Origin of the sequence: Bacillus sp. cl95 (assembly GCF_900115925.1) — a bacterium.
In the GTDB taxonomy this organism is placed as follows: domain Bacteria; phylum Bacillota; class Bacilli; order Bacillales; family Cytobacillaceae; genus Neobacillus_A.
The window spans coordinates 20644-45213 of the sequence record NZ_FOYF01000004.1; the positions used below are offsets into that span (position 1 = coordinate 20644).

Sequence of the window (24570 nt, forward strand, 5' to 3'; positions counted from 1 at the left end):
GGCGTTCCTGTTTATGTGAATGCAAGCTTCCTCATTTTTTGATGCGATACGGGGAATGCAAAATGTTCTATTTCATCTTGCGCCACCAACTTTAAGTTACTGCTCTCTTCTACGGTTGATAAAATTTTCCCGGTGTAAACACGGATATTCCATTTTAGATGGGTAAAAACATGCTCAATTTGCCCAATCATTTCTTGTGGCTCAATCATTATTTGATAAGTATCTTCCATAAATTTCATAAGTTGAACTTTATCCGGTTCGATTGGAAGATGGATTTCCAAGTTAGGAAACTCCCATAGGTTTGCAAGAAGCCCTTCACTAGGCCGTTTGTGAATTAATATTCTTCCCTCTGCATCCATCAATATTGCGGCTACCAATTGTACATCGCGCTGCTTTGACTTTTTTGTTTTCACAGGCAATTCATTTTGGTTTCCATCATGAAAGGCCTGGCAATGCTCACGAACAGGACACAACAAGCATGATGGTGAAGTAGGTGTGCAAATTAGTGCCCCAAGTTCCATTAAAGCTTGATTAAAATAAGATGGATTTTCATGAGAAATTAGCTTTCTTACAGCTTCTTCAAAGATTTTGCGCGTAGAAGGCTTGGCTATATCCTCCCATATTGAAAGGATTCGTGATAGTACCCTCATAACATTGCCATCTACTGCAGGTTCAGGAATACCGTATGCAATACTCAAAATTGCACCTGCCGTATAAGGACCTACTCCCTTTAGAGATGAGATTCCTTTTGGGGTATTTGGGACTTTTCCTTGATACTTTTCATTCACTTCACGGACAGCAGATTGAAGATTTCTTACACGAGAATAATAACCTAGTCCTTCCCATGCTTTTAGTACCTTATCTTCATCCGCAATTGCCAAATCGGCTACAGTCGGAAATTGCTCAACGAAGCGATTAAAATATGGGATGACCGTATCAACTCTTGTTTGCTGCAACATGATTTCTGATACCCATACTTTATAAGGATCTCGATCTTTTCTCCAGGGTAAATCACGTTGTTCCTCAGTAAACCAAGAAATTAAATCTTCTTGATAGGCTTTAATATCCATCTTCTCTAAATTTTCCAAATGATTTATTGTCAATTTTCATCCTCCAAGGTGTTAAACAATGCTCAAAGTTGGGAATATAATAGTAACGCCCTTTTGAAAGGCTAAAAAGTAGATGCTGTTTTTTTGATTGCAAAGCACTCTATTTCTTTTAGCCCGCCTTCTATTAGGCAGTCAAGATTTCCAAACACTCTATGCGATTTAGATTGCCTCATTTTTTTTAAGGAAAAATAATGGGCTTCTGTCGGTAGACGAAATGATTCGACTATTTCATACGGATTGGTTGTGGATTGACGACATTGAATATTTTTGGCTCCAAATTCCTTCAACTTTTTTAAAGTGTAAGGCAATTCTTGTTTGTAATGATGGAACATCGTCTTTTTTATTTCATATTGAAAAAAAACTTGAAATTGGTTTTCCACATTTGCAACTCCTTTACCGTAAAACATTTTATGCGTATTTGACAAGTCATTTGTGACGCCTTGTTCCCAATATCGGTGAACAAATTTTGGCTGAAAAGGAGGACACTTCCTTTTGGACACTGGAACTCACGTTGTCATGGGTTTAGCATTAGGCGGTTTGGCCACATTGGATCCTGTTGTAGCAGAAAGTTCTGTAACAGCAAGTAGTGTTCTGATTGGTACAATTGTAGGATCGCAAATCCCTGACATAGATACAGTTTTAAAGTTAAAAAGTAATGCCGTTTATATACGTAATCATCGAGGTGTAACCCATTCTATACCAGCCGTTTTATTATGGCCGCTCATTATTATTGCCGTCGTCTATCCATTTTTTCCTACAGCCAATCTATTACACCTATGGATTTGGACATTTGTGGCCGTTTTCCTTCATGTTTTCGTCGACATTTTTAATGCATATGGAACACAAGCGCTAAGGCCTTTTTCGTCGAAGTGGGTCGCTTTAGGAGTAATTAACACCTTTGATCCATTCATTTTTGCCATTCACGTGATTGGTTTATTTATTTGGGCCACTGGTGTTCACCCTGGATACACTTTTATTGCTATTTACGCTATTATTGTGGCCTATTATGTCGTTCGCTTTATAGCCAAGATGAGGGTTCACCGTGAAGTAAGAAAAATGATACCTGATGCAACTGAAATTATCATTGCTCCGACCATGAAGTTTCATATTTGGCGAATTGCCGTCATGTCAGAAAAACAATTTTTTGTGGGGCGTGCCGAAAAGAACAAAGTAATGATTTTGGATCAATTTAATCGAGTGGCGGTGCCAAAAACAGCGGTTATAGAGGCTGCCAAGAAAGATAAAAACCTGTCTGCTTTTTTATCCTTCTCACCTGTATATCGGTGGGAGGTAGATGAATTTGATGAGCATTTCGAAGTAAGATTTATCGACCTGCGCTACCGAAGCAATGGATATTATCCATTCGTGGCAGTCGTGAAGCTAAATAGGGAATTGGAGATCATCAATTCATATACAGGCTGGATTTTTAGTGAAGAAAAGTTAAGAAAGAAATTAGATATCCTACCAAGTTAAAAGCGGTGACATGTGTCACCGCTTTTAATTTAATGTATTCTTATCCTGATCAAGATATTGTTTGTATTTAGGATTTTTCGCCGCAAATTCATGAAGTTTTTCTCCATAGCTTTCAATCCATTCCCTTACAATCTTCTCTGTCATTTCACTTCCTTTGTATGACCTGCCCGCCTTTGCGTAAGTCGTTTCAAAATCGTCCCAAAGCAGCTCCACCCAAGTCCTTGCCTGATTGTAGGATAGCTTATCATTCTTTTCTAACAAGAGATTCGCAAGTTTTTCATGATATTCATGCATTAAGATCTCCTCCAATATTTAGCGATTGTTTTTTTCATACAAGCCCTCGATTAGTCAAATACTATACTTACGTGGATAGCACTGATGACGCTTTGCTTTTCACGCTTCTCAAACCTTACACAGGAGGTTATTCGTATGAGAAATAACGCAACTAATTTCCCAAATCAGAACAACAACAAGTTTGAGGGAGAACCTCGTGCTAAAGCGGAATACGCGTCAAAACGCGCAAATGGGACAATCAACACCCATCCGCAAGAAAGAATGCATGCTTCATCCAATCGAGATGTGGATACAAACGAATTATTCTAGAAGGATCATTTAGAGTATAATTGTCCCAATGAAGTCAGAGAATCTCGCTCTGGCTTTATTCTTTTAGCTTTAACATAGAAATAGGCAAGGCATCTTCCTGTTCAGGGCTGTTTACACGTTGGCCCCACGCAAAAATACCGTTAAGATAGTCGATTTTAAAATAAGATCCTGGATCTCCTTCAATTTCATATGTTTCGCCTGGAATAAAGATTTCAGGGTTCAAAAGATACGCTTTTGCCATTACTGCTTTTCGTTCTAGTACGGCGAATTCATTGACCATCCCCATTTGCTCAGCCTTTCTTGCTTTTTCATGAAGTTGGGCTATTTCCTGTTTAAGTTCATACTCGCTCATTTCACTATATCTTTTTTCTTGATTCATGAATGATTTCACCTTTCTTAGATGTTCTAATAACGTTCACTTTCCTCTAGTATAGGCAATCCTGTATGATTAGAAAAGTAAAAGCAATGAAGAAAGGAACTCAAATGATGAAAACAATGATTATTACCGGTGGAGGCTCCGGTCTTGGTAAAGAGATTGCTTTTTTACTTGCTAAACAGGACTACCATGTTCTCTTGACCGGCAGAAATCTTGAAAAATTAAGTGCTACGCAAAAAGATATCGAAAACTTTGGCGGAAAGGCAGATGTAAGTCAGCTCGATGTGACAGATCCTCAAAATGTACAGTCTCTACTGGCATCCGCAAGCAGTCTCTATGATATCCAAGGGATTGTTAATAACGCCGGTGTTGGCTACTTTGGTCCGTTCACAGATATAGCTAATAATCAAATTACAAACATGATCGAAACCAATGTTTTAGGAACCATCTATACAACAAAAGCTATCCTTCCTTTTTTAACTTCAAAAGGGAGAGGACATATCATCAATATCATTTCAACGGCTGGTTTACGGGGAAAAGTGAATGAAGCGGTCTATGTTGCGAGTAAATTTGCGGTGAGAGGCTTTACAGAAAGCTTGCAAAAAGAGTACGAAAATACAGGCATCCATTTTACATCTGTGTACATGGGTGGCATGGACACACCTTTTTGGGAAAACAGTGATCATATTGCAGATCCTTCAAGATTACGTGCTCCTTGCGAAATTGCAGAAATAATCATAAACAATTTGGAAAAGCACGAGATTATCATTGAAAATAAAAAATCATGACATCTTTCATGTCATGATTTTTTATTTTTCTTTTTCCTCGATGAATTTTTCGATTACATCCAAATTAAAACCTTTTCTAAAAAGAAATTGCTTCATTTTTTGCTCATACTCGAATCCACTTAAGCTTTCGAACTTACGATGTGCCTTCTCTCCTTGGAATCTGACTGCATCCATTTCGTGCTCATCATCTCCTTTAAATTCTACCTCTTCCATGGCGATTGAAATGATATCAAAAGGATAACCTTTACGCACGAGCATTTGCTCAAGTTTTTGCTTCAGAATCCTTTCAGAATCCTTTTGATGTTTCTTAATGCCCTTTTCACATAATTTAACTGCTTTACTCACTTGCAAGTCAGTCTTAAATTCCTTAAGAGATAACTGAATAAGTGTTTCAGAAATGCCTTTTTCCTTTAACTCGTTTCGAATGACATTAATACCTTTATCCGTTGTATTGATTTGAGTTCTCACAAATGCGATGGCAAACTGTTCGTCATCCAAATATTTTTGTTCAGTTAGTTTGTGTATTACCTCATCTATAGCAGATGGTTCCATGTCCTTTTGTTTCAAATAATCCCGTACTTCTTTTTCGGAACGCATTCTCATGGAGAGATAATGAATGGAAAGATTATATGATTTCCTTATATCATCAGCATAGGCGATTTCAGTTAGTGCTAACTGATCTACTTCCATCCCCTTTTTCAACCCATATTTTATCAGAACTGATTCATCTACACTAAATGCGTATTCTTCTCCACGTCCTGAATCCATAAAAATATTATAACGATCTTTATTTTTTTGCTGTATGGAAATCTTCGTAATGATAGCCATCCGTTTCACCTCGTTATTAATTTAACACATTCAAAGGGGGTTTTTCTTTTGGTACGGTGTAAAATAAAAAGAAAAGAATGGAAAGAGGAGGACAGAGGATGAAAATAGCGATTGCAGGAGGTACGGGGTTTGTTGGAAGGGCTCTTACTGAAGAGTTGTTAAATAAGGGTCATGAAGTTTTTGTCTTAACAAGAACTGTAAAAAAAACCTCTCAAGAAATGCTCCATTATGTTCAATGGCTCTCTTCACAATCGATGCCGGAGAAAGACTTGGATGGACTTGATGCTTTTATCAATCTGGCAGGAGAATCCATAAATAGCGGTAGATGGACAGAGAGTCGTAAGGAACGAATCCTAAAAAGCCGACTTGAGGCAACACAGGAAGCTCTTCGGATTATAGATAGGCTAAATCATAAACCTTCCGTGTTAATAAATGCTAGTGCAATCGGTATATATGGTACTTCTCTGTCTAAAACCTTTACTGAAAATGACATTTCATATGGGCAAGATTTCTTGGCAAGCACTGTGGCTGCATGGGAATCCTCGGCACTTGAAGCAAAACATCATGGTGTTAGAGTGGTTTTGTGTCGATTTGGAATCATCTTAGATAGTACGGAAGGAGCTTTACCTAGAATTGCTCTTCCTTATAGATTATTTGCCGGAGGTACTGTAGGAAATGGACAACAATGGCTATCGTGGATTCATCTTAAAGATGTCCTTCGTGGCATCCAATATGCCATAGAGAAAAATGAATTACATGGGCCTGTAAATTTCACAGCCCCTCAACCAGTTCGGATGAAGGAATTTGGCAGAATTCTAGGAAAGGTTCTAAACCGTCCTCACTGGATACCTGCCCCAGGATTCGCTCTTAAATTACTGCTTGGAGAGATGAGTTTATTGGTATTGGAAGGACAAGAAGTGCTGCCTGAAAAACTGCTCCTTCATGACTTTCGATTTGAATATCCAACTCTTCCTCCAGCACTAAAAAATATTTTTTCTTAAAATCGTATCAATCCTTTTCTGTAAGGTAAAAATGGACTATGAAAGAAATCTATTTCCAGAAGGGATGATTTTTACAATGGAAAAGAAGAAAAAAGAAAAAACGAAAAGTACATTATCAAGCATGCAGGAAGTTTTGTATGCGCATGAATTTAGGAAAGCTGACCGTGCAGCAGGCTTTGGTACATCCGGGAAACGCGGCGGAAACATCTAAATATCAGGATATATTTCCAAGCATATCTGAGAGCGATTTGCAGAAAATAAAAGTACGGATGACATCTGTTTTCCGTACTTTTATCTTTGAAAGGGGTTTTTGCAGTGGGTCGTTCCAACAAGCACAAAGCTCGTGATAAGAATAAAGGGTCACTTCCACAAGTCCCTAAGAATTTAAAATCTGACGGACAAGACGTTGAATTTTCACGCGAGACGGCTGACCAAGGTGATTTAGAAGCCCTTGCACGTGCCAACGCTGCTAACCAGCGTGTGCAGCAAAAGCGTAGTAAAAAGTAAACGTTAAAAGAAGCAGGGACGAGATCCCTGCTTCTTCTCTTTGAATTTAAGTTATTAATGAGTCACGTTATTTGGAGTAGTTGCGTTTTTGCCTTTAGCAAAGTAGTTTTTAACATAAGGAATTGCAAATCTGTCAACGCCCCAGTAATATGCCCCGCTACCTACGAATAATAGAATGATTGCTATTGTATAAAGAGTTGGGTTTGTGCTTGTTGTACCTGCTAGTAAGAAGTTCAAGTTCATGAATGCACCGGCTATTAAAGCTGGAATTGTTGCCAATCCGATGATTAGACCTAATCCAACGAGGAATTCTCCCCATGGAATTAAGATATTAAATAACCCTGCGTTCGGAACTGCAAAATTCTCTAAGAAGGCTGCATACCATGTTTGTACTGCTGGGTGTTCCCCGGTCGCTTTAGCTATTGCTCCTTGTAAGAAACCACTCGCTTCGAAACCACCTGTGATCTTATGCCATCCAGCTTCAATCCATTGAATACCAAGCCATATTCTTAATACGGTCCATACCATAGCTGCTTGAGGAGTTTTCCACCATCTCATTACAATCATCTCCTAGTATTATTGTGAAGCTTTTCACAATTACATGTGGTACCTCACAGAAAAACAATTCTTTTTTAACAATCAGCCGGCTAGCGTTTCGTTTGAAGATGAGGTTTTTTCTATTTCCCTCTCTTCACTATCAATATACTCCTGAACCGTCAAAGTGACAACGGCTTTCACAGATTGTTAACATATCCAGATTGGAAATATGAAAACAATGTGAACATTCAAAAATAATGGTATCAAGTTGCAGGAAAATAGTCCTCCTTCCCCTAACGTCGGAAATTGTGGAAACTGTTTATAATGTGGACAAATTTGTCGAATCGTTGTCGTATTAAGGTTTGTTGTATCATTGAATTGTGCATATCCTTCTGTGCATAACCCTCCTTTTACCTGTTGATAATGTGTATAAGTCTGTGGAATACTCTATTTTCAACGATTTACCTGTGGAAAACCTTTAACTTCTGTTGATAACGCTTTCTTTTCTCTTACAAAAAGGAAGGATATTTCGTCGAAATGAGGGAATAGATACATAGTCACATGATTGGAGGTTTAATAAATGGTTATCGAATTGCTAAAAGAACTGATATCCATCGAAAGTTCAAACAAGGATGGAGCGAACACGGCTGTTGATTTTTGCGCAGGCTGGTTGACTCGCCATGGTCTTTCCCCTAAGCTTTTAGAAAATAACGGTTATAAGATGCTTATTTGTGAAATTGGTTCAGGAGACAAAACAATCATTTTCAATGGTCACGTTGATGTGGTAAGCGGACAAGTTGGTCAATTTATGCCGTTTGAAAAAGAGGGAAAGCTTTATGGTAGAGGTTCTGCCGATATGAAAGCAGGTGTTGCCGCCATGATGTGCGCTCTCTATCAATTAAGTGAAAAGCATTTAGATATTAAGATTCAACTTCAAATCGTCTCTGACGAAGAAATTGGCGGTTTTAATTGCAGTGGCTATCTTGTTGAACAAGGTTATGTTGGTGATTTTGTCATTTGTTCAGAACCGACTCAACTAGACGTGGCATTGCAAGCTAAAGGGGTATTACAGCTGGACATTAAAGAATATGGTGTATCAGCCCATGGAAGTCGACCTTGGCAAGGTGAGAACGCAATTGAAAAAGCATACAATACGTATCAAAAAATCCGTACGCTTCCCTTCACTACTGAAAGCTCGGAATATTACTCTTTCCCATCGTTAAACTTGGCAAAAATTCATGCGGGTGATGTTTATAATAAAGTTCCCGATGAGTGCACCGTCTCTTTGGATATTCGTTACTTACCTACTCAGAGGATGGAGGACATTTTGAAACAAATTAAAGGAGTAACTGATGGATCAGTTCTTGTAAACATGTTTGCTCCCCCAATTGAAACAAGTAAGGACCATTCTGTTCTTACTCAACTTTCTCCTATTCTTAAAAAACTTACAAATAGAGATCCTGTCTTTTTTGGACAACATGGAACAGCTGATACTGTATTCTTTTCTAAAAAGGGCATACCAGCCATCGAGTTTGGACCAAGCGGAGCAAACTGGCATGGTGATGAAGAATATGTATGGATCGATTCTGTCTACATATATGAGAACATCCTCATAGAACTGGCCTCAAGCTTAAAATAACAGTCTTTTCATTACGAAAAAAGATTCCGCTTTGGGAAACGAGGTCGATTCACAGGGAGAAAAATTAAAAATGCAGTAGAAAAAGAGGTGCAATTCGCACCTCTTTTATATTGTAATTAACTTCTAAATTACTTACCAATCAGTAAGAAATTGCTTACTGATTACTTGCTCTACTTGCTTCCTTTGAAATATTTACTTTCCAGGAAACAATTGTAGTGCTATCTCTGACATCATTATCTCGGATATTCTTTAGGATTGACTGAATACTATCTTCATGAGAGTTAGAAAAAGCTTTGAAAATGTCATGTGGGTTTAAAAATGGTTCATTTGGGCATTCAATTAAACCATCCGTAGTTAAAAATATATGATTTTTACCTTTTCTTAGTTCCTTTACACCAACGCTATAACAAGGTACTTCCTCTTCAAAAGTATTTACTTGTCCTATCCATTCGTAAAATTGTCTTTGATTTAACTGATACTGACCAAAAGCAGCAAGTTCTGGGTGAAATAAATAAAGAACACAGTCCCCAACCGAAAACCACCATACATACTTATCTTTTCTTACCACAATTAAACAAGCTGTTTCACCTGTAACCTTTCGACAATCAGATAGGAACGTTTCACCTTGAAACATATTTAAAATCTTTTCTTCAAGTTGTTTAAAAGTACAGTGATTTGTGGGTAGGGATAGTAATTGTTTTATTTCAGATTTCTCACTTCCAAAAAGGTCTAAAATGATTTTTGCGCTTTCGGATGTGTTATGTGCATCCAGAATAATGGCGAACTCCCAATCTTCATTAACGTTTGTCCATACTAAACATCCATCTTCATTTTTATATTGTCCTGCATTTGAATTACCACCATAACGACCAACTACAATATGGTTGAGCTGAAGAATATTCGGTTTATCGACGAAGTTTTCTTGGCTACCGACCCAACTAAAATCTTTAATCAATGTTTTCTTCCTCTCAACCGAACCCGGTAGTTTTTGGGGTCTTTTTTTTCACGTAATGTTTTTTATGATGTCGTCAACAGATGCTCTTAATACGGGATAGGAGTTATTGTACATATCTAATGGCTTCTTCATTTTTCTAAAGCCGATTCGGGTAAGAACATTTTCTCCTTCTTCAGTAATGGCAATCGCGCCGATTTCTTTAATCTCAATACCTTTTTCTTTAAGACGTTGAAGTTCTTTTGGAATGTCACGGATGATTTTTTTTGCGAATTCCTTCCGCATTGGATCGTGAATATCTACTATCAGGGAAATAAAATAAATATAGACTTCCTTCGGGCTATCATAATCTAATAAATGCTCACTTAAATTACCTTCTTCTAAAGTACCATTTAGAATTCCTTCATATGTATGTTGATTCAAAGGAAACAAACTATAAATTCCTTTTATCTCATCGTTTACTTTTACGACATTGTAAACTTCCGGATTTTTATCCATAATCTCAGCCACATAATCTTCAGAAACGTGCCATTCCTCTGGATAAATTTTATAATTCAGATCCAGCATTCCTTTTATATCTTCTCTTTCGGCCTTTGTAACATGAAAAGAATGGCTCATGCTGTCCGACTGTTCACTATTCATAATAGTCTCCCTTCGGATTCAATTTTGTGAATAATTTCTTTAAAAAATTCAGCTTGATCCTCGTCATATAGATGATATGATTTTTTGACGGTAGCTCTCGCCTGAGAGCATCCAGATAGGAAGTGTTCAAGAAATTGAACCCAGGCTTTCCACAATTTCTTATCATTCTTATTCTTTACGATTTGACGTGCATAGAATTCATATATTACATCAAATAAATTTAGGTAATAGTAAATAAATGCTTCTTGTTTAGCCTGCAATTTTAAATCACTTTGATCTTCTTTTTTTGAAAGAGGATGATTATCATATATCCCCCACAATTCCGGGTCATCAATAAGCAGTTTATCAATTTCTAGCAGAAGCTTATTATGCTCCAGTTTAGCCGTATTCCTAATCGTAATTTTGTTAAAGCGATAAGTGATGTACACCGTCACAAGGGAAAGAACAAAAGAAATAATCGATATGGTCAAAGCTATATCCATTATTACACCCCGATTCCATTTTTTTCATAGATTTGCCCCTATTATACACGAAACCACATCTGAAAATATTTCAAAAAAAGCAAAAAAATATGATCCTAATAGATATTTTTTTGAGACAAGCCTGCTTCTTTTTGCATTTAATAGAGTATCCGCAAAAGAAAAGATGTGCAAGGTATTATCCCTATCATGGATGAATCCTCGCACACCTCTTCTTGGTTTATGAAGTAACCGACTTTTGGACTTCAGACAATACGATGTCCTCAAAATACTTAACCGTTTTTAATTCCTCATTGAACTCATACCGATCGTTCCAAGTATCTTCAAGAAAGATTTCCATTAACTTCTGAGCTTTCTCACTGCCTTTTGCTGCGTACTCCAGTGCTACTACACTTTCAAGGATGACTGTCATCAATTTAGCCACTTTTTTGGAGTGGAATGTTTGATGATGATCTGAAGCCGCCACTAAAGAAGATGTTAAGTGCTCTAGCAGTAGTAACCCTTTTTCAACGGGTGCAAGCCACTTCCTACTTAAATTAGCGACCTTTTCCAATCTGTTGCGCATCTCAGCAATAAATAATTCGTGAACACGGTATTTATGCATGAGACGGAGAACTTCCAAACCTAAAATGTTTGCCGTCCCTTCCCAAACTGTCAAAACTTGCGCATCCCGTAATAATCTCGGTGTAACAAAATCCTCAATGAACCCATTGCCACCGTGCATTTCAATCGCTTCATGCGAAAAATGAATGGCTTGTTCGGCAGTTTCTTTTTTCAACAATGCAATATAAAGTCTGTTCAATATTTCCTCTTGAGGTTGTATCGCTTCTCTAGAATTCATTACCTTATCAAAGAGCGGCAAGTATTCAAACACGGTTCGAGTTTCAATTTCCAGCTTTGTTGCAAGCTTTGTCAGCGTATCTTTGACCATCGGAAACTCGACCAACTTCTTACCAAAAGCATCTCGTCTTAAGGCGTATTTCCTTGCTTCATAGTAAGCTCTTCTCATTATCCCTAACGATGCTATCGTATTACATACCCTCGATAAATTGAGAGCCTCCATCATATAATAAATTCCTTTTTCGGGATCACCCACTACAAAAGCTTCTGCCCCATCAAACTCTACCTCTGCAGATGGAACAGCCTTCACACCCAACTTATCCTTCAATCGGCGAATTTTGATTCCATTCTGTGAACCATCTTCTTTACGCCAAGGGACAGCAAAGAGAGTCAGACCTTTTGATCCTTTTGGGGCCCCTTCGATTCGTGCTAGAACCATAGCGACTCCACACATGCCTGCATTGGAAGCAAAATATTTCTCACCATAAAGCTTATAGCTATCTCCATTGTTAACCGCCTTGGTTTCGTTCGCCCCTACATCCGAACCGCCTTGTCTTTCGGTTAGAAAGGTTGCTCCCTCATAAAGGTCGGTTTCCCCTGTCGAAAGGACGTGGGGTAAAAACCGATCCTTTATTTCAGATGAAGCATAGTGATCCAATAAATAAGCGGTTGCCATCGTAAGAGTGACAGGACAATAAAAGCCTGCTTCCGTCTGTGACAATACATACCCCTGAGCATAAGAATAAATATAATTGCCCTTCCTTTTTAACTCTGGTATCTCTTTGTGTACGAAGCCGACAATCCCGCTATTGTACGTATCACTAACGGTCCTTAGATACCCTTCATTCACCCAAACCTCGGAAATATCATCACCATATTTATCATATTTGATTAGGCGAGGTTGTCCTTCCCGATCGGTAAATCTAGCTCTTTCATCTATTTCATTGGCACATTTCTCTCCGAATGAACTCAATTCCTGATCGGCAAATTCAAAAAAATCTGGTTCCAGAAGTTCTTTCAATAAGGAACGAAATGATTCATCTTCAGTATAAAAGTTCATGGAATTACACCTCCTGATGCGTTTTTCTAAGGACTTGCTTCAAAATTTTGCCCGTAGCATTTCTAGGAAGTACTGCTACTTGTTCGTAAAGTCGCGGTATTTTATAAGAAGCAATTTTACCAGCGAGAAAAGCATGGCATTCTTTACCAATATCTTGAAGTTCATCTCTACAAACTACAAAAGCTTTGACTGTTTCACCCCACTCAGGATGTGGGACACCGATGACCGCAACCTCAGAAATAAGAGAATGTTTGATAAGTTCTTCCTCTATTTCCTTCGGATAAATATTGACCCCGCCCGAGATTATCAAATCCTTCTTCCTATCCACGATCCAAAGAAATCCTTCTGCATCTCTTTTACCAAGGTCACCAGTCCGCACCCATTCACCTAAGAAAACGGCTTTCGTTTCTTCCGGATTCTTGTAGTACCCTTTCATAATCCCTTCTCCGAAAAGAAGTATTTCACCTATTTCGCCGGTTTTCACGTCATTACCCTCGCTATCTACGATACGAAGTTCTGTACCAAGTGCGCCTCTGCGTCCGATGCTTCCTGCTTTTTCACCATGTTCCTCCGGCATTAACAAGGTACCACTCGGGCCTGATTCGGTTAGACCATAAACACAATACAAAGATTTTGTCTGGAAGCTGTTTTCAACAAATTCGACTTCGCCCTTTGAGAGCGGCGCTCCGCCGTAAACCCAATATTTCATAGAAGAGAGATCATAAGAGGGAAGGTTTGGTTGTTTCGCTGTAAACAAATAAGCTACAGGTGCACCAAAGAAGTGAGTTGTTTTTTCTGTATGAACGAGTTGAAGGAGTCTTTCCGGTGTAAAAGTTTCTGATAGAACATGGGTAGCGCCCACAAATGTGCCGGCCACCAAAAATAGATGCAACGGAGCAGAATGGCTTAACGGCATCATATGTAGGATTCGGCTCTCAGGTTTCATTTCCATTTCTACACTCATCATCGTGGCAACAGTCAAGATATTGCGATAAGTGAATAGAACTCCCTTTGGCTTGCCTGTTGTACCCGAAGTGTAGAGGACGGTTGACTCGTCATCTTCCTTCAATTGGCAAAGAATCTCGCCGTCAGCTCCAGATTCGAGCAGTTTAGAAAATGATCGCCATACACCAGAATCTTCGCCTGTCTTGATACATATAGTTGGCAAGTTAGGTAATAGTTTTGCCGTTTCAAACAATAAATCATGGGTAATCATCGCTTTCGCATCACAATGCTCGACGATATAGGCAAGCTCTCCTTGACTAAGTTTTGCATTCACAGGTACGACAATCGCACCTAGTCTTTGAATCGCGAAATAAGAAATCACGAATTCAAGAGTATTTGGCAAAAAGAGAACCACCTTGTCTGAAGGACTGACACCTTGATCCTTCAAGGATTGCGCGAACCTATTCACAAATTCGTTTAATTCTTTGTAAGTAACTCTATCACTCTCAGTTACTACCGCTTCCTGGAAAGGGTATTTCCTGGCATTTCTGGACAATAACTCTGAAACATTCATCCTTTTTCGCCCCCAATAGAATCAAGTTTTATAGTAAAGTCATGTAACAACGATTCAATCTCTCTTTTCGTTTCTTCTAACTCTCGAATTCGTTCATTCACCTCCTCTAGTTTTTGCTTGCCATACTCCATTGTCCTTTTCAGCTGTTTTTTTCCAGTCCTATCCTTGTCGAAAAGCAAAACCATTTCTTTGATTTCCTCTAGAGAAAATCCATACTTCTTTCCACGCAATATCAGTTTAAGTTGAGCATATTGCTTTTTTGTATAAACCCTGCCGTTTGTCTCTGTTCGCTTCGGTTTTAATAAACCTAGTTCTTCATAATAGCGAATGGTACGAGTGGTAACCTTAAATTCATTCGCTAAATCAGAGATACTATACATTGATACCACCCTTTTCTAAATAATCGATATGTGTATGATAACATTGACGTTAACGTAAACTTCAACAAAAAAGTGGAAACCTCCTTCAACTTTCCTTAGAAAAAAGAGGCTGACTCAAAAGGTCGTTTTATAACGATCTCAACAGTCAGTTTTTTTGAGAACTCATTTTAGGCGTTTTTGGGAGTATTAGAAGTAAATGCAAAGGGGATTACCCGTTACAATATGCTTTTTCTCGCTTATGAAGTACTTTTCACACAAAACATAATCGAGATTTGTTGTTCATCTTACATATGAAGGACTTATCTCCAAAGCCCTCACAAATTTGTTCTTCTATTCCCTAAAAAAATCCCCCATTCACTAAGGATTTGCACATTATCACATTTTCAAAACAAAAGAGCGTGTCCCAAAAGTATAACTTTTGGGACACGCTCTTAGCTTTCATATAATTCGATTGGCAAACCGTCTGGATCTGCGAAAAAAGTAAATTTCTTTTCAGTGAATTCATCAATCCTGATATCTTCTACTGCAATCCCGCGTTCCTTTAGTTCTGCAACAGCTGCTTCGATGTTATCTATTTTGAAGGCAAGGTGTCTTAGTCCAGCAGCTTCTGGGAAACTTGGACGAACGGGTGGATCAGGGAACGAGAACAGTTCAATTTGATAGGTGTCACCAACCATCAAATCTAGTTTATACGACTGTCTCTGTTCTCTGTAAGTTTCTCTTAACATCGGCAACCCTAATATATTTACATAGAAGTCTTTCGATTTTTCGTAATCAGAACAGATAATGGCAATGTGATGAATTTGGGTTAACTTCATCGTTGCTTAATCTTCAGTTGGTGTGAGAATTCTTGCCAATCCTTAATTCTAGGGACGACTGCAAAATCACGATTGTAAGACTGATGAATGACATAGGGCTTTACCGGTAGATGGGCAAGCGTTTCTAAAATTGCAGGCTTGTCATCGAAGTAATAGTCCAATTCAAGCTCTTCAATGATTTGGACCTTTTCTCCATCCTTCATCCCACAGTAAAATCTATCATCTCTAACTGGGAAGCCTGCTGCTTTCATCCATTCTTTCGTCCGTTCACCGTGTTCTTTTGGTCTTGCAGTAATATAATAAATTTCATGCCCGTCAGCGATTAATTCCTGTAAAAACTCCACAGCTCCAGCGAATGGGGGACACGAGGTATAGTAAATCTCTTCAAGGGAACTATTCCACATCTTTCCGCCCTCTTCGGCTGATAAACCGAATGGTTCATGAATTTCTACTTTATCTAACGAGTGATAGATTTCTAGAGAAATATTCTGTTGCAACTTTTTATTGTACAAATCAAAAGCGTGTTCACGTAAATTTATGAGCGTATCATCAATATCAAATCCGAATTTCATCATTAACCTCTTTAAGTTTTTATACATAAACCGGATAACCCGAGAACTTATAATCCTTGCCTACAGGCGCCACGTTTACATCTTTTAGCTCTATCGCTTGAGCCATTTTATCTATCCCTGTTCCTTCAAAGAAAGTTGGAGCATGCTGTCCGCCTATCAGTTTTGGGGCAATATATAAAACCACTTTATCTACCAATCTCTTCGTCAGGAATGATCCATTAATATTGCCTCCGCCTTCGATTAACAAAGAGGAAACATTTTCTTCTCCCAAAATGTCGAGGACGTCTTGGGGATCAACACTGTCTATTCCTCCGGTGACAAAAACTTTAATTCCAGCATCGATAAGTGCATTTCGTTTGGCTGAATCATGCTTCTGGCTGGTGAATATCCATGTTGGAGCCAATCCATCGGTTATGACCTTTGAATCTAAAGGCAATCTTAAGGTAGAATCCATAATCACTCTGATTGGATTTCGACCGTTTGGAATTCTCGTTGTCAGTTCTGGATTGTCTTTTAAGACCGTGTTCGCTCCTACAAGTATGGCCATGTTTTCGTTTCTAAGCACATGGACATCATGCCTTGCTTCAGCAGACGTAATCCACTTGCTGTCATTAGATGCTGACGCAATCTTCCCATCCAGTGTAATACCTGATTTCAATGTGACAAATGGTTTCTTTTCAACGATGAACTTGTTGAACACTTCATTCATCTTGGTCGCTTCTTTTTCCCTCACACCCGTAATGACTTCAATCCCCGCATCCTTCAAGATAGAGATGCCTCTTCCAGATACAAGCGGATTTGGGTCATTAGCTGCTACAACCACTGTCTTTATGCCCGCAGCAACAATTGCCTCCGCACAAGGACCTGTCCTGCCATGGTGTGAACAAGGTTCAAGCGTTACATAAATCGTACCGCCTTTTGCCAAATCACCAGCCATCCGGATTGCATGAACTTCGGCATGTGGTTCACCCGCTTTAAGATGTGTACCAATACCAACAATACGATTGTCGTTGACAAGGACGGAACCAACAAGTGGATTGGGGTCTGTTTGTCCTTTTGTTGCACGGGCATTTGCAAGTGCCAAATCCATATAAAATTCATGGTTAGTCATTTAGTAAAGGGCCTCCTTCTTCTAAATGCCCAGATCTCTTGATTTTCGTTTGCAAATACTTTTCGTTAAATTCGGAAATGTCTCCCCAAAGCGGAGTTCTTCCCGTTACACTCATCCCTGCATTTTTCAGAGCTTCCATTTTCTTTGGATTGTTCGTAATCAATGTTACAGGTTTTGTTCTCAATGCTTTTAACACATGAATGGCATCGGAATAATTGCGTGAATCATCAACAAAGCCTAAATTTAAGTTGGCTTCAACCGTATCATAGCCATTTTCCTGTAATACGTACGCCATTGCCTTACTAAATAAGCCAATTCCTCTTCCCTCATGGTTCGCTAAATAAAAGAGTGCTCCTGTACCGTGTTCAATCATCATTCTCATCGATTGTTTCAATTGATAACCACAGTCACAACGCTTACTTCCGAAAATATCACCAGTATGGCAAATGGAATGCATACGTATTAAAGCGTCTTCGTTGAATTCGAAGTCTCCATAAACCAAAACGCTTGATTGTTGATATTCTGCAAGATTTGAAGAAGAAAGCTTTTCAATAATTTGACTATAGTCTGTAGTTAATTCAGTGCTTTGCAGCCAAGAATACCATTTGAAAGTGACAGTTTCTCCGTCAAGATTTACAGGGAGGTTAATCGGCCCCACTAAATAAATGGCTCCCATCTCTGTCTTTATGGATTGTATTTTTTCTTCTAAAATAGAAAGAACTTTGCGATCAAGTTGTGTTGTAATCATAGTAACGCTCCTCTTTTTTTGCTACTAAACTCATTTACTTACTTTTTAATGGTCACTTACTTTATGTAAGTGATAATACCATCAAAAAGTAATAATCGTCAAATATTGTAAGAATGCTAGATTCTTATTTTTATAAAAAAACATCTTCATTTATATTATCAAAGTCTTACTACTGTCGCCAATGTAAGTATGTTCCTTTAAAATGGATTATTCGAGATGAAAAGCTACTTCAAACATATGAATATCAGAATTCAAATCAAGTAGGCATACAACCTGAGAATGCCAGCAAGTTAAAATACAGTCATGAAACAAAAACACGTGCTCCAGCAAACAGGAGTTTTTCAGATCTGGAATACGGAAGAGAGCTCATTCCAAACACACCGAACCATATAGTTGAAATACGGAAGAAAGCTGTACCGAATGACGGTACAGCTTTCTTCTTAAAAATTATACAATTCGGTTCCAGTGACGATGCTGAACAATAGCGTTGATAAAGTTCTCTCCAAAAGATTGCGTTCCTTCTTGAGGTAACGAAACCACACCAGGTTGTGTCTCCTCACCTTTGTTGAGCCCAGCTGCTGCAAACAATTCATCAGCACTCCTGCCAAGCGCAATCGCTTTAAAATGGCTAAACGCATCATCGACAAATTGAAGTGCTTCCTTCTGGGTCTTTAATGCTCCAACACTTTGGCTTCCCCCAGGAACGTAAACAGCATCATAGAAAACCGAATCACTCGTAAGCAATGTTTTATCCACTTTTAAAGGCTGGCCTTCGTCACTTGTAATCATCCCCAGATTCTTACTGATTACTTCAGTCATAATACCACTTGCCCTTAATGACTCGATGACAGTTTCCACTTCCTTACCATTGAAGCCGTTCGCTGCTAGTAAAGCCACTTTTCTAGTATACGGCAACTTCACCGTATTCTCCTGACTTAATGCAGGAGATGCTTGTGAACTTGCACTGCTTTCACCACCATTAGGAGGCAAAGCCCCGACTCCTTCTGCAACTTGTTGTGCCAGATTCAAGTCGATATTGTTTAGCATGTCAACTACTTGTTGCTGAACATCTTTACTTCGAACCTTTCCAACTTCAAAAAGAAAAGCTTGCGTAATGTGCTGTTTTTCTACTTGGGACATGCTGTTAAAGAACATTTTTGCCTGCGAGTAGTGATCCTTAAAGCTTTCACTGCGCTGTCGTACTTTTTTCCCATCAATCTTTTCCTGATAATGCTCATAACCGCCCTCTGCCGCAGAAGATGTCTGTGGATCATTTCCTTGCAAGGAGTTCTTATGGTAAGCAACTGGTCCCTTGTTGATTGTCATGCGGTGCATTCCGTCAAGCTGGTTATTGTGAAACGGACAAACCGGACGATTAATCGGTATTTCATGAAAATTTGGCCCGCCAAGACGGGTAAGCTGTGTATCTGTATAAGAGAATAAACGACCTTGAAGCAAGGGATCATTTGAGAAATCGATTCCAGGAACGACATGTCCTGGATGGAAAGCCACCTGCTCCGTTTCAGCAAAAACATTATTTACATTTCGGTTGAGAGTCATCTTCCCTACTATTTTTACCGGAACGATTTCTTCTGGCCAAAGTTTTGTAGGATCAAGAATATCAAAATCGAAATTGAATTCATCTGCCTCATCAATCATTTGGACACCAAGCTCGTATTCTGGGAAGTTTCCCATTTCGATAGATTCGTATAAGTCACGACGGTGGAAATCAGGATCTTTCCCTGCAATCTTCTGAGCCTCATCCCATACGAGTGAATGCACCCCTAGTACAGGCTTCCAATGGAATTTTACGAATCGTGCTTTACCTTCGTCATTCACAAACCTGAACGTATGAACGCCAAAGCCCTCCATCATCCTAAAACTTCTTGGAATGGCGCGGTCAGACATCGCCCACATCACCATGTGTGCAGATTCAGTGTTATTTGCGACAAAATCCCAAAATGTATCGTGTGCCGTTGAGGCTTGTGGCATCTCATTGTGCGGTTCGGGTTTAAAGGAATGAACCAAATCCGGGAATTTTATGGCGTCCTGAATGAAGAAAACAGGAATGTTATTTCCAACAAGGTCATAATTTCCTTCTTCTGTGTAAAACTTCGTAGCAAAGCCTCGAACATCACGAACCGTATCCCCAGACCCACGGGAGCCAGCAACTGTTGAAAAACGGACAAATACTGGGGTTTTAGTATTGGGATCCTGAAGAAACTTTGCTTTAGTGTAATCTGCCATCGATTCATACACTTGGAAGAAACCATGTGCCGCATAACCACGTGCATGAACGACGCGTTCAGGAATACGCTCGTGGTCAAAATGCGTCATCTTCTCTCTAAAATGGAAGTCTTCCATTAAAGTTGGACCTCTTACTCCAGCTTTCAATGAATGCTCGTCATCAGAAACCCGAAGCCCTTGGTTCGTAGTCAATCTTTGACCGTTATTATCTACTGTATACACTTCTAATTGCTTTTCCTTATTCTGTTCATTGATGTCATCATTTTTTGTCAAGATTGAATCCCTCCTGATTTGTTGGTTCTGAGCCTGATGAGTTGATATTCGTATGTATTTTTCTGCCCATTCTCTCAAGCACTTTTTCTACTTTTATCGGCATGCCTATTTCGAGGTATACCACTCGAAAAGACCTTATAAACTAGGATTTTCGGTTTAGGGAGTAGGTTCTTACTTAGAAAGGAAGGGGATTTTAAAGAAGTGACTAATAATAAGCATTCATCAAACGTTTGATGAATAGAAAAATACGAACATACAGCTTAATCAAACGTTTGAACAATACTTTTCAAACCTCTGTTAACTGTGTTGCTTGAATTTAAGATTAACAGTGAGTAAAACAAGCAAAAAAATAAGAGACTCTCAATGGAGTCTCTACTATTATTGTTTCATTTTCGGATCTAGTACGTCCCGTAATCCATCTCCCATTAGGTTGAAACCTAAAACCGTCAGCATGATTGCTACACCTGGGAAGAATAATGTCCAAGGGGCCTGCACGAGATATTGTTTAGAATCAGCAAGCATTTTCCCCCATTCCGGTGTTGGCGCTTGTGCACCTAGACCAAGGAATCCTAATGCTGCCGCTTCAATGATTGCCGTTGCGATCGCTAGAGTGGCTTGTACAATTACTGGAGAGACACTGTTTGGTAGAATATGTCTAAACAAGATCCGTGAATCCTTCATCCCAACAGCTTTTGCAGCCATAATATATTCTTCTTGCTTGACACTTAAAACTTTGGATCGAACAAGTCGTCCGAAGTTAGGAATATTAATGACTGCAATTGCAATTAATGCGTTTTGCAACGAAGGACCGAGAATTGCCACAACTGCAATGGCAAGCAAAATACTTGGGAAAGCTAGCATAATATCAAAAAAACGAGAAATGATGGAATCAATCCATCTTCCATAATATCCAGCAACAATTCCAAGGAAAGTACCTACGATTACAGATCCTAGTACAGAAAAGAAGCCTACCCATAGGGAAATTCTCGCTCCATAAAGGATTCGCGAGAATATATCTCGGCCAAAATCGTCTGTTCCGAACCAGTGTTTTTCGGATGGAGCTTGAAGCCTTTCCGTTAAAACCTGCTCCTTAAAGCTGTATGGAGCAATCATAGGCGCAATAAAGGCAAGAATGATAAAGAAAATGACAATCCCCATGCCAACTAATGCTAAACGGTTTTTGCAGAATGCCTGCCAGGCTTCCTTCCAAGGAGGTGTCAGCTTTTCTTCTGCGGTGACGGTAGTAATATTCACTGTATTTTTCGCTAGTTCAGCCACTGTTAATTCCCTCCTTATTATTGGTTGTATTTGATTCTTGGGTCGACAAAAGCATATAGAAGGTCAACGATCAAGTTAATCAATACAAAAATGGCAGCAATGATCAGGATTCCGGATTGAATGACAGGATAATCACGATAACCGATGGCATCGTATAAGTATCTGCCTAATCCAGGCCAACCAAAGATCGTTTCTGTTAAAATTGCCCCTCCGAGCAATAATCCCATTTGAAGACCAATAATCGTAAGAACAGGAATGACTGCATTTTTTAATGAGTGCTTGTACACAACCCAGAACATTCTTAACCCTTTTGCACGAGCCGTACGGATATAATCGGATTTCATTACTTCTAGCATTGCTGAGCGAGTCATTCTGGCGATAATCGCCATCGGAATCGTTGCAAGAGATAGACTCGGCAAAATTAAGTGTTTGATCACTTCACCAAATTGATCCATTCTTCCTTGTAGCAACGTATCTACTAGATATAAGTTTGTAATCGCTGTTACAGGATCCCGGACATTTTCACGACCGGTTGTCGGAAGCCAGCCAAGCTCAATTGAAAACGCCCATTGTCCCATTAATCCAAGCCAGAAAATAGGAATGGATACGCCCACAAGTGCCAAAACCATCGCTACATAGTCAAACCATGAGTTGGAAAACCATGCACTGATGATTCCAGCATTTACACCGATAACGATAGCAACGATCATGGCTACTAACGTCAATTCGATAGTTGCTGCTAAATACGGCCAAACCTCCGCATTAATGGGACCTCTTGTACGCAATGACGTACCTAAATCTCCTTGTAGCAACGACTTTATATAATCTCCATATTGTATGTACCATGCTCTATCTAAACCTAATTCCCTTGTTAAAGTAGCAATCGCTTCTTTAGTTGCTCTTTGTCCAAGGATTACCTGTGCGGGATCACCTGGAATAGCGTGAATAATGGCGAAAACGACGAGCGTCATTCCAAATAGAACAGGTATAAGAGAAAGCACACGGCGGACTGTATAAGTTAACAACCTTCTCACCTCTTATTTCTTTGTAAAAAAAGTACAGCCAGTTCTGGATGCTATAGCGAGTTTTTGAAAACGTTAATGACTGCTATAGGAAGGAGAAACATCTTGCTTAGCAAAAGGGGAGGAAAACCTCCCTCCCCTTTCAGCCATTCTTATTTGAATTCAACTTTGTAGAAAGATTCTGATCCTGTTGGATGTGGCAGGTAGCCCGTAACATCCTTTGAAGCAGCCATAAGTGGTCTTGAGTGAACAAGTGGTACCCATGGAGCATCATCATGAATGATTACTTGAGCTTGCTTGTAAAGTTCGTTACGCTTATCTTTATCGTTTTCTGTTTGAGCTTTGATTAAGATGTCATGTAACTCATCATTGCTGTAGTAAGAGTAGTTGTTAGCTCCGATGCTATCCTTATCAAGCAATGTGTAAAGGAAGTTATCAGCATCTCCGTTGTCACCAGTCCAACCAAGCATGAAGGCATCAAATTCACCTTTCGCTGCTTTATCTAGGTAAGTTGCCCAGTCAACAGATTGAATCTTTGCTTTAACGCCGATTTTACTGAAGTTTTCTTGGATAACTTCTGCAACTTTCATTCCTTCAGGCATGTATAGACGTGCTACAGGCATAGCCCAAAGATCCATTTCAAATCCATCTGGATAGCCAGCTTCAGCAAGAAGAGCTTTAGCCTTTTCAAGATCAAACGGGTATTCTTCTACTTCATCGTTATAACCTTCGATTGAAGGAGGCATTGGGTTCTTTGCAGGCTCTGCTTGGCCAGCATAGAATGCTTCAATGATTGCTTTCTTATCGATAGCGTGGTTCAAAGCTTGACGTACAAGTTTGTTGTCAAAAGGCTTACGAGTAAGGGTGAAGCCAAGGTAACCAACGTTCATAGAAGGACGTTCGATTAATTGAAGATTTGCATTGCTTGTAACTGTGCCTTCGTCAGAGTTATTTAAACCATCCATCATGTCGATCTCGCCGTTAACTAGAGCGTTTAGACGAGCAGTGTTTTCAGGAATAACTCGGAAAATAATCTTGTCTAGCTTCGGATAACCTTTTTGCCAGTAATCCGCATTCTTTTCAAGTACGATACGATCATTTTGCTTCCACTCAACAAACTTGAATGCTCCAGTTCCAACTGGCTTTTCACGGAACTTATCGCCTGATTCTTTAACAGCTGTTGGGCTCGCAATACCGAATGGTGACATAGCAAGGTTCTTTAAGAATGGAGCTTGTGGTCTTTTTAATACAAATTTAACTGTGCTATCATCTACAGCTGTCACTTCAGAGATAACGTGACCTTCATCACCTTTATATCCACCAAACATTGAGTAGTAAGGGAAGCTGTCAGCATTACCGTTCATCCAGCGTTCAAAGTTGAAAACAACTGCTTCAGCATTGAAGTCTGTACCATCATGGAATTTTACGCCTTTTACAAGGTGGAAAGTATAAGTTAAGCCATCAGGGCTTACTTCCCATTTCTCAGCAAGACCAGGTTTAACTTCAGTATCTTGCTCGCCATAAGTAAGAAGTGTATCAAAGATACTGTCTGTTACTTTGAAAGTATCTCCTTCAGTTGTTGTGATTGGATCTAGAGATGTAGAATCCGTGCCACGCGCATAGATTAATTCAGATTTCTTAGAACCTTCATTTTTAGCTGGTTCTTTTTCACCAGAAGTTTGTTCTGATTTGCTGTTACAGCCAACTAAGAACAAACTAATAGCAAGAAGAGAAATCAACATCATTTTAAATGTCTTCTTCATTTGCT

28 protein-coding genes are annotated in these 24570 nt (G+C 39.2%); 8 read left to right on the forward strand and 20 right to left on the reverse strand.

The window, feature by feature from the left end; translation table 11 throughout:
- Positions 1-11: 11 nt before the first annotated feature.
- Together mutY and BMZ31_RS12190 are read right to left on the reverse strand one after the other, a co-directional pair.
- Positions 12-1070 carry an A/G-specific adenine glycosylase gene (gene mutY, locus BMZ31_RS12185; RefSeq protein ID WP_090832426.1) on the reverse strand — a complete coding sequence of 353 codons (1059 nt, stop codon included), beginning with the start codon at positions 1068-1070 and terminating at the stop codon, positions 12-14.
- Positions 1071-1171: 101 nt separating this feature from the next.
- Positions 1172-1489: a hypothetical protein gene (locus tag BMZ31_RS12190; RefSeq protein WP_090832048.1), complete on the reverse strand. Its 318-nt coding sequence runs from the start codon at positions 1487-1489 to the stop codon at positions 1172-1174.
- Between the two features lie 112 nt (positions 1490-1601).
- Between BMZ31_RS12190 and BMZ31_RS12195 the strand changes: the two genes are divergently transcribed.
- A complete protein-coding gene (locus tag BMZ31_RS12195) occupies positions 1602-2582 on the forward strand; it encodes a metal-dependent hydrolase (RefSeq protein ID WP_090832049.1) in 981 nt (326 codons plus the stop codon).
- Between the two features lie 24 nt (positions 2583-2606).
- On the opposite strand, the gene BMZ31_RS12200 is transcribed toward BMZ31_RS12195, so the two are convergent.
- Positions 2607-2876, reverse strand: coding sequence for a YfhJ family protein (locus BMZ31_RS12200; RefSeq protein WP_090832050.1), 270 nt, complete (start codon positions 2874-2876; stop codon positions 2607-2609).
- Between the two features lie 135 nt (positions 2877-3011).
- On the opposite strand from BMZ31_RS12200, the gene BMZ31_RS12205 reads away from it, so the two are divergent.
- Complete coding sequence (locus BMZ31_RS12205) at positions 3012-3185, forward strand: small, acid-soluble spore protein K (RefSeq protein ID WP_090832051.1); 174 nt, start codon at positions 3012-3014, stop codon at positions 3183-3185.
- Positions 3186-3240: 55 nt separating this feature from the next.
- Here BMZ31_RS12205 and BMZ31_RS12210 read toward each other — a convergent pair whose 3' ends face one another.
- On the reverse strand, positions 3241-3564 hold the full coding sequence (locus BMZ31_RS12210) for a YfhH family protein (RefSeq protein WP_090832052.1): 324 nt from the start codon (positions 3562-3564) through the stop codon (positions 3241-3243).
- 104 nt (positions 3565-3668) lie between these two features.
- On the opposite strand from BMZ31_RS12210, the gene BMZ31_RS12215 reads away from it, so the two are divergent.
- On the forward strand, positions 3669-4349 hold the full coding sequence (locus BMZ31_RS12215) for an SDR family NAD(P)-dependent oxidoreductase (protein WP_368086648.1): 681 nt from the start codon (positions 3669-3671) through the stop codon (positions 4347-4349).
- Between the two features lie 21 nt (positions 4350-4370).
- On the opposite strand, the gene recX is transcribed toward BMZ31_RS12215, so the two are convergent.
- Entirely contained in the window at positions 4371-5177 is an 807-nt protein-coding gene (gene recX, locus BMZ31_RS12220; protein WP_090832053.1) for a recombination regulator RecX, read from the reverse strand.
- A 98-nt stretch (positions 5178-5275) separates the two neighbouring features.
- On the opposite strand from recX, the gene BMZ31_RS12225 reads away from it, so the two are divergent.
- The 3 genes from BMZ31_RS12225 (at position 5276) to BMZ31_RS12235 (ending at position 6685) form a co-directional block, all read left to right on the forward strand.
- A complete protein-coding gene (locus tag BMZ31_RS12225; RefSeq protein ID WP_090832054.1) occupies positions 5276-6178 on the forward strand; it encodes a TIGR01777 family oxidoreductase in 903 nt (300 codons plus the stop codon).
- Between the two features lie 76 nt (positions 6179-6254).
- Complete coding sequence (locus tag BMZ31_RS12230; RefSeq protein WP_090832430.1) at positions 6255-6389, forward strand: YfhE family protein; 135 nt, start codon at positions 6255-6257, stop codon at positions 6387-6389.
- Positions 6390-6493: 104 nt separating this feature from the next.
- Positions 6494-6685, forward strand: a complete 192-nt coding sequence (locus tag BMZ31_RS12235; RefSeq protein ID WP_090832055.1) for a YfhD family protein — start codon at positions 6494-6496, stop codon at positions 6683-6685.
- 54 nt (positions 6686-6739) lie between these two features.
- Here BMZ31_RS12235 and BMZ31_RS12240 read toward each other — a convergent pair whose 3' ends face one another.
- Positions 6740-7243 (reverse strand): DoxX family protein, encoded by a 504-nt coding sequence (locus BMZ31_RS12240; protein WP_090832056.1) that lies wholly within the window; start codon positions 7241-7243, stop codon positions 6740-6742.
- A 559-nt stretch (positions 7244-7802) separates the two neighbouring features.
- Here BMZ31_RS12240 and BMZ31_RS12245 point away from each other — a divergent pair.
- A complete protein-coding gene (locus BMZ31_RS12245; protein ID WP_090832057.1) occupies positions 7803-8861 on the forward strand; it encodes a M20 family metallopeptidase in 1059 nt (352 codons plus the stop codon).
- A gap of 154 nt (positions 8862-9015) precedes the next feature.
- Here the strand turns inward: BMZ31_RS12245 and BMZ31_RS12250 are convergent, their stop codons facing one another.
- From BMZ31_RS12250 to BMZ31_RS12295, 10 genes are all read right to left on the reverse strand, one after another.
- Positions 9016-9813, reverse strand: a complete 798-nt coding sequence (locus BMZ31_RS12250; RefSeq protein WP_090832432.1) for a PP2C family serine/threonine-protein phosphatase — start codon at positions 9811-9813, stop codon at positions 9016-9018.
- A gap of 51 nt (positions 9814-9864) precedes the next feature.
- On the reverse strand, positions 9865-10455 hold the full coding sequence (locus BMZ31_RS12255) for a hypothetical protein (protein ID WP_090832058.1): 591 nt from the start codon (positions 10453-10455) through the stop codon (positions 9865-9867).
- Entirely contained in the window at positions 10452-10937 is a 486-nt protein-coding gene (locus BMZ31_RS12260) for a hypothetical protein (protein ID WP_090832059.1), read from the reverse strand. The genes BMZ31_RS12255 and BMZ31_RS12260 overlap by 4 nt, the downstream gene beginning before the upstream one ends.
- Before the next feature lie 217 nt (positions 10938-11154).
- A complete protein-coding gene (locus BMZ31_RS12265) occupies positions 11155-12834 on the reverse strand; it encodes an acyl-CoA dehydrogenase family protein (RefSeq protein WP_090832060.1) in 1680 nt (559 codons plus the stop codon).
- Positions 12835-12838: 4 nt separating this feature from the next.
- Positions 12839-14353, reverse strand: a complete 1515-nt coding sequence (locus BMZ31_RS12270) for a class I adenylate-forming enzyme family protein (protein ID WP_090832061.1) — start codon at positions 14351-14353, stop codon at positions 12839-12841.
- On the reverse strand, positions 14350-14733 hold the full coding sequence (locus BMZ31_RS12275; RefSeq protein WP_090832062.1) for a MerR family transcriptional regulator: 384 nt from the start codon (positions 14731-14733) through the stop codon (positions 14350-14352). The genes BMZ31_RS12270 and BMZ31_RS12275 overlap by 4 nt, the downstream gene beginning before the upstream one ends.
- A 431-nt stretch (positions 14734-15164) precedes the next feature.
- The gene (locus BMZ31_RS12280) at positions 15165-15551 is read right to left on the reverse strand and encodes an SMU1112c/YaeR family gloxylase I-like metalloprotein (protein WP_090832063.1); all 387 of its coding nucleotides are present in this window, start codon (positions 15549-15551) and stop codon (positions 15165-15167) included.
- Complete coding sequence (locus BMZ31_RS12285) at positions 15548-16123, reverse strand: 5' nucleotidase, NT5C type (RefSeq protein WP_090832064.1); 576 nt, start codon at positions 16121-16123, stop codon at positions 15548-15550. Before BMZ31_RS12285 ends, BMZ31_RS12280 begins: the two co-directional genes overlap by 4 nt.
- 19 nt (positions 16124-16142) lie before the next feature.
- Positions 16143-17234, reverse strand: coding sequence for a bifunctional diaminohydroxyphosphoribosylaminopyrimidine deaminase/5-amino-6-(5-phosphoribosylamino)uracil reductase RibD (ribD, locus tag BMZ31_RS12290; protein ID WP_090832065.1), 1092 nt, complete (start codon positions 17232-17234; stop codon positions 16143-16145).
- A complete protein-coding gene (locus BMZ31_RS12295) occupies positions 17227-17982 on the reverse strand; it encodes a GTP cyclohydrolase II (RefSeq protein ID WP_090832066.1) in 756 nt (251 codons plus the stop codon). The genes ribD and BMZ31_RS12295 overlap by 8 nt, the downstream gene beginning before the upstream one ends.
- Positions 17983-18095: 113 nt before the next feature.
- Here BMZ31_RS12295 and BMZ31_RS20370 point away from each other — a divergent pair, with 113 nt between their 5' ends.
- The gene (locus tag BMZ31_RS20370) at positions 18096-18467 is read left to right on the forward strand and encodes a hypothetical protein (RefSeq protein WP_090832067.1); all 372 of its coding nucleotides are present in this window, start codon (positions 18096-18098) and stop codon (positions 18465-18467) included.
- On the opposite strand, the gene BMZ31_RS12305 is transcribed toward BMZ31_RS20370, so the two are convergent.
- The 4 genes from BMZ31_RS12305 to BMZ31_RS12320 form a co-directional block, all read right to left on the reverse strand.
- The gene (locus tag BMZ31_RS12305) at positions 18430-20502 is read right to left on the reverse strand and encodes a catalase (RefSeq protein ID WP_090832068.1); all 2073 of its coding nucleotides are present in this window, start codon (positions 20500-20502) and stop codon (positions 18430-18432) included. The genes BMZ31_RS20370 and BMZ31_RS12305 overlap by 38 nt on opposite strands.
- A 378-nt stretch (positions 20503-20880) precedes the next feature.
- A complete protein-coding gene (nikC, locus tag BMZ31_RS12310) occupies positions 20881-21756 on the reverse strand; it encodes a nickel transporter permease (protein WP_254778819.1) in 876 nt (291 codons plus the stop codon).
- Between the two features lie 41 nt (positions 21757-21797).
- Positions 21798-22805: an ABC transporter permease gene (locus tag BMZ31_RS12315; RefSeq protein ID WP_090832070.1), complete on the reverse strand. Its 1008-nt coding sequence runs from the start codon at positions 22803-22805 to the stop codon at positions 21798-21800.
- 149 nt (positions 22806-22954) lie between these two features.
- Positions 22955-24565: an ABC transporter substrate-binding protein gene (locus tag BMZ31_RS12320; RefSeq protein WP_090832071.1), complete on the reverse strand. Its 1611-nt coding sequence runs from the start codon at positions 24563-24565 to the stop codon at positions 22955-22957.
- Positions 24566-24570: the final 5 nt, after the last annotated feature.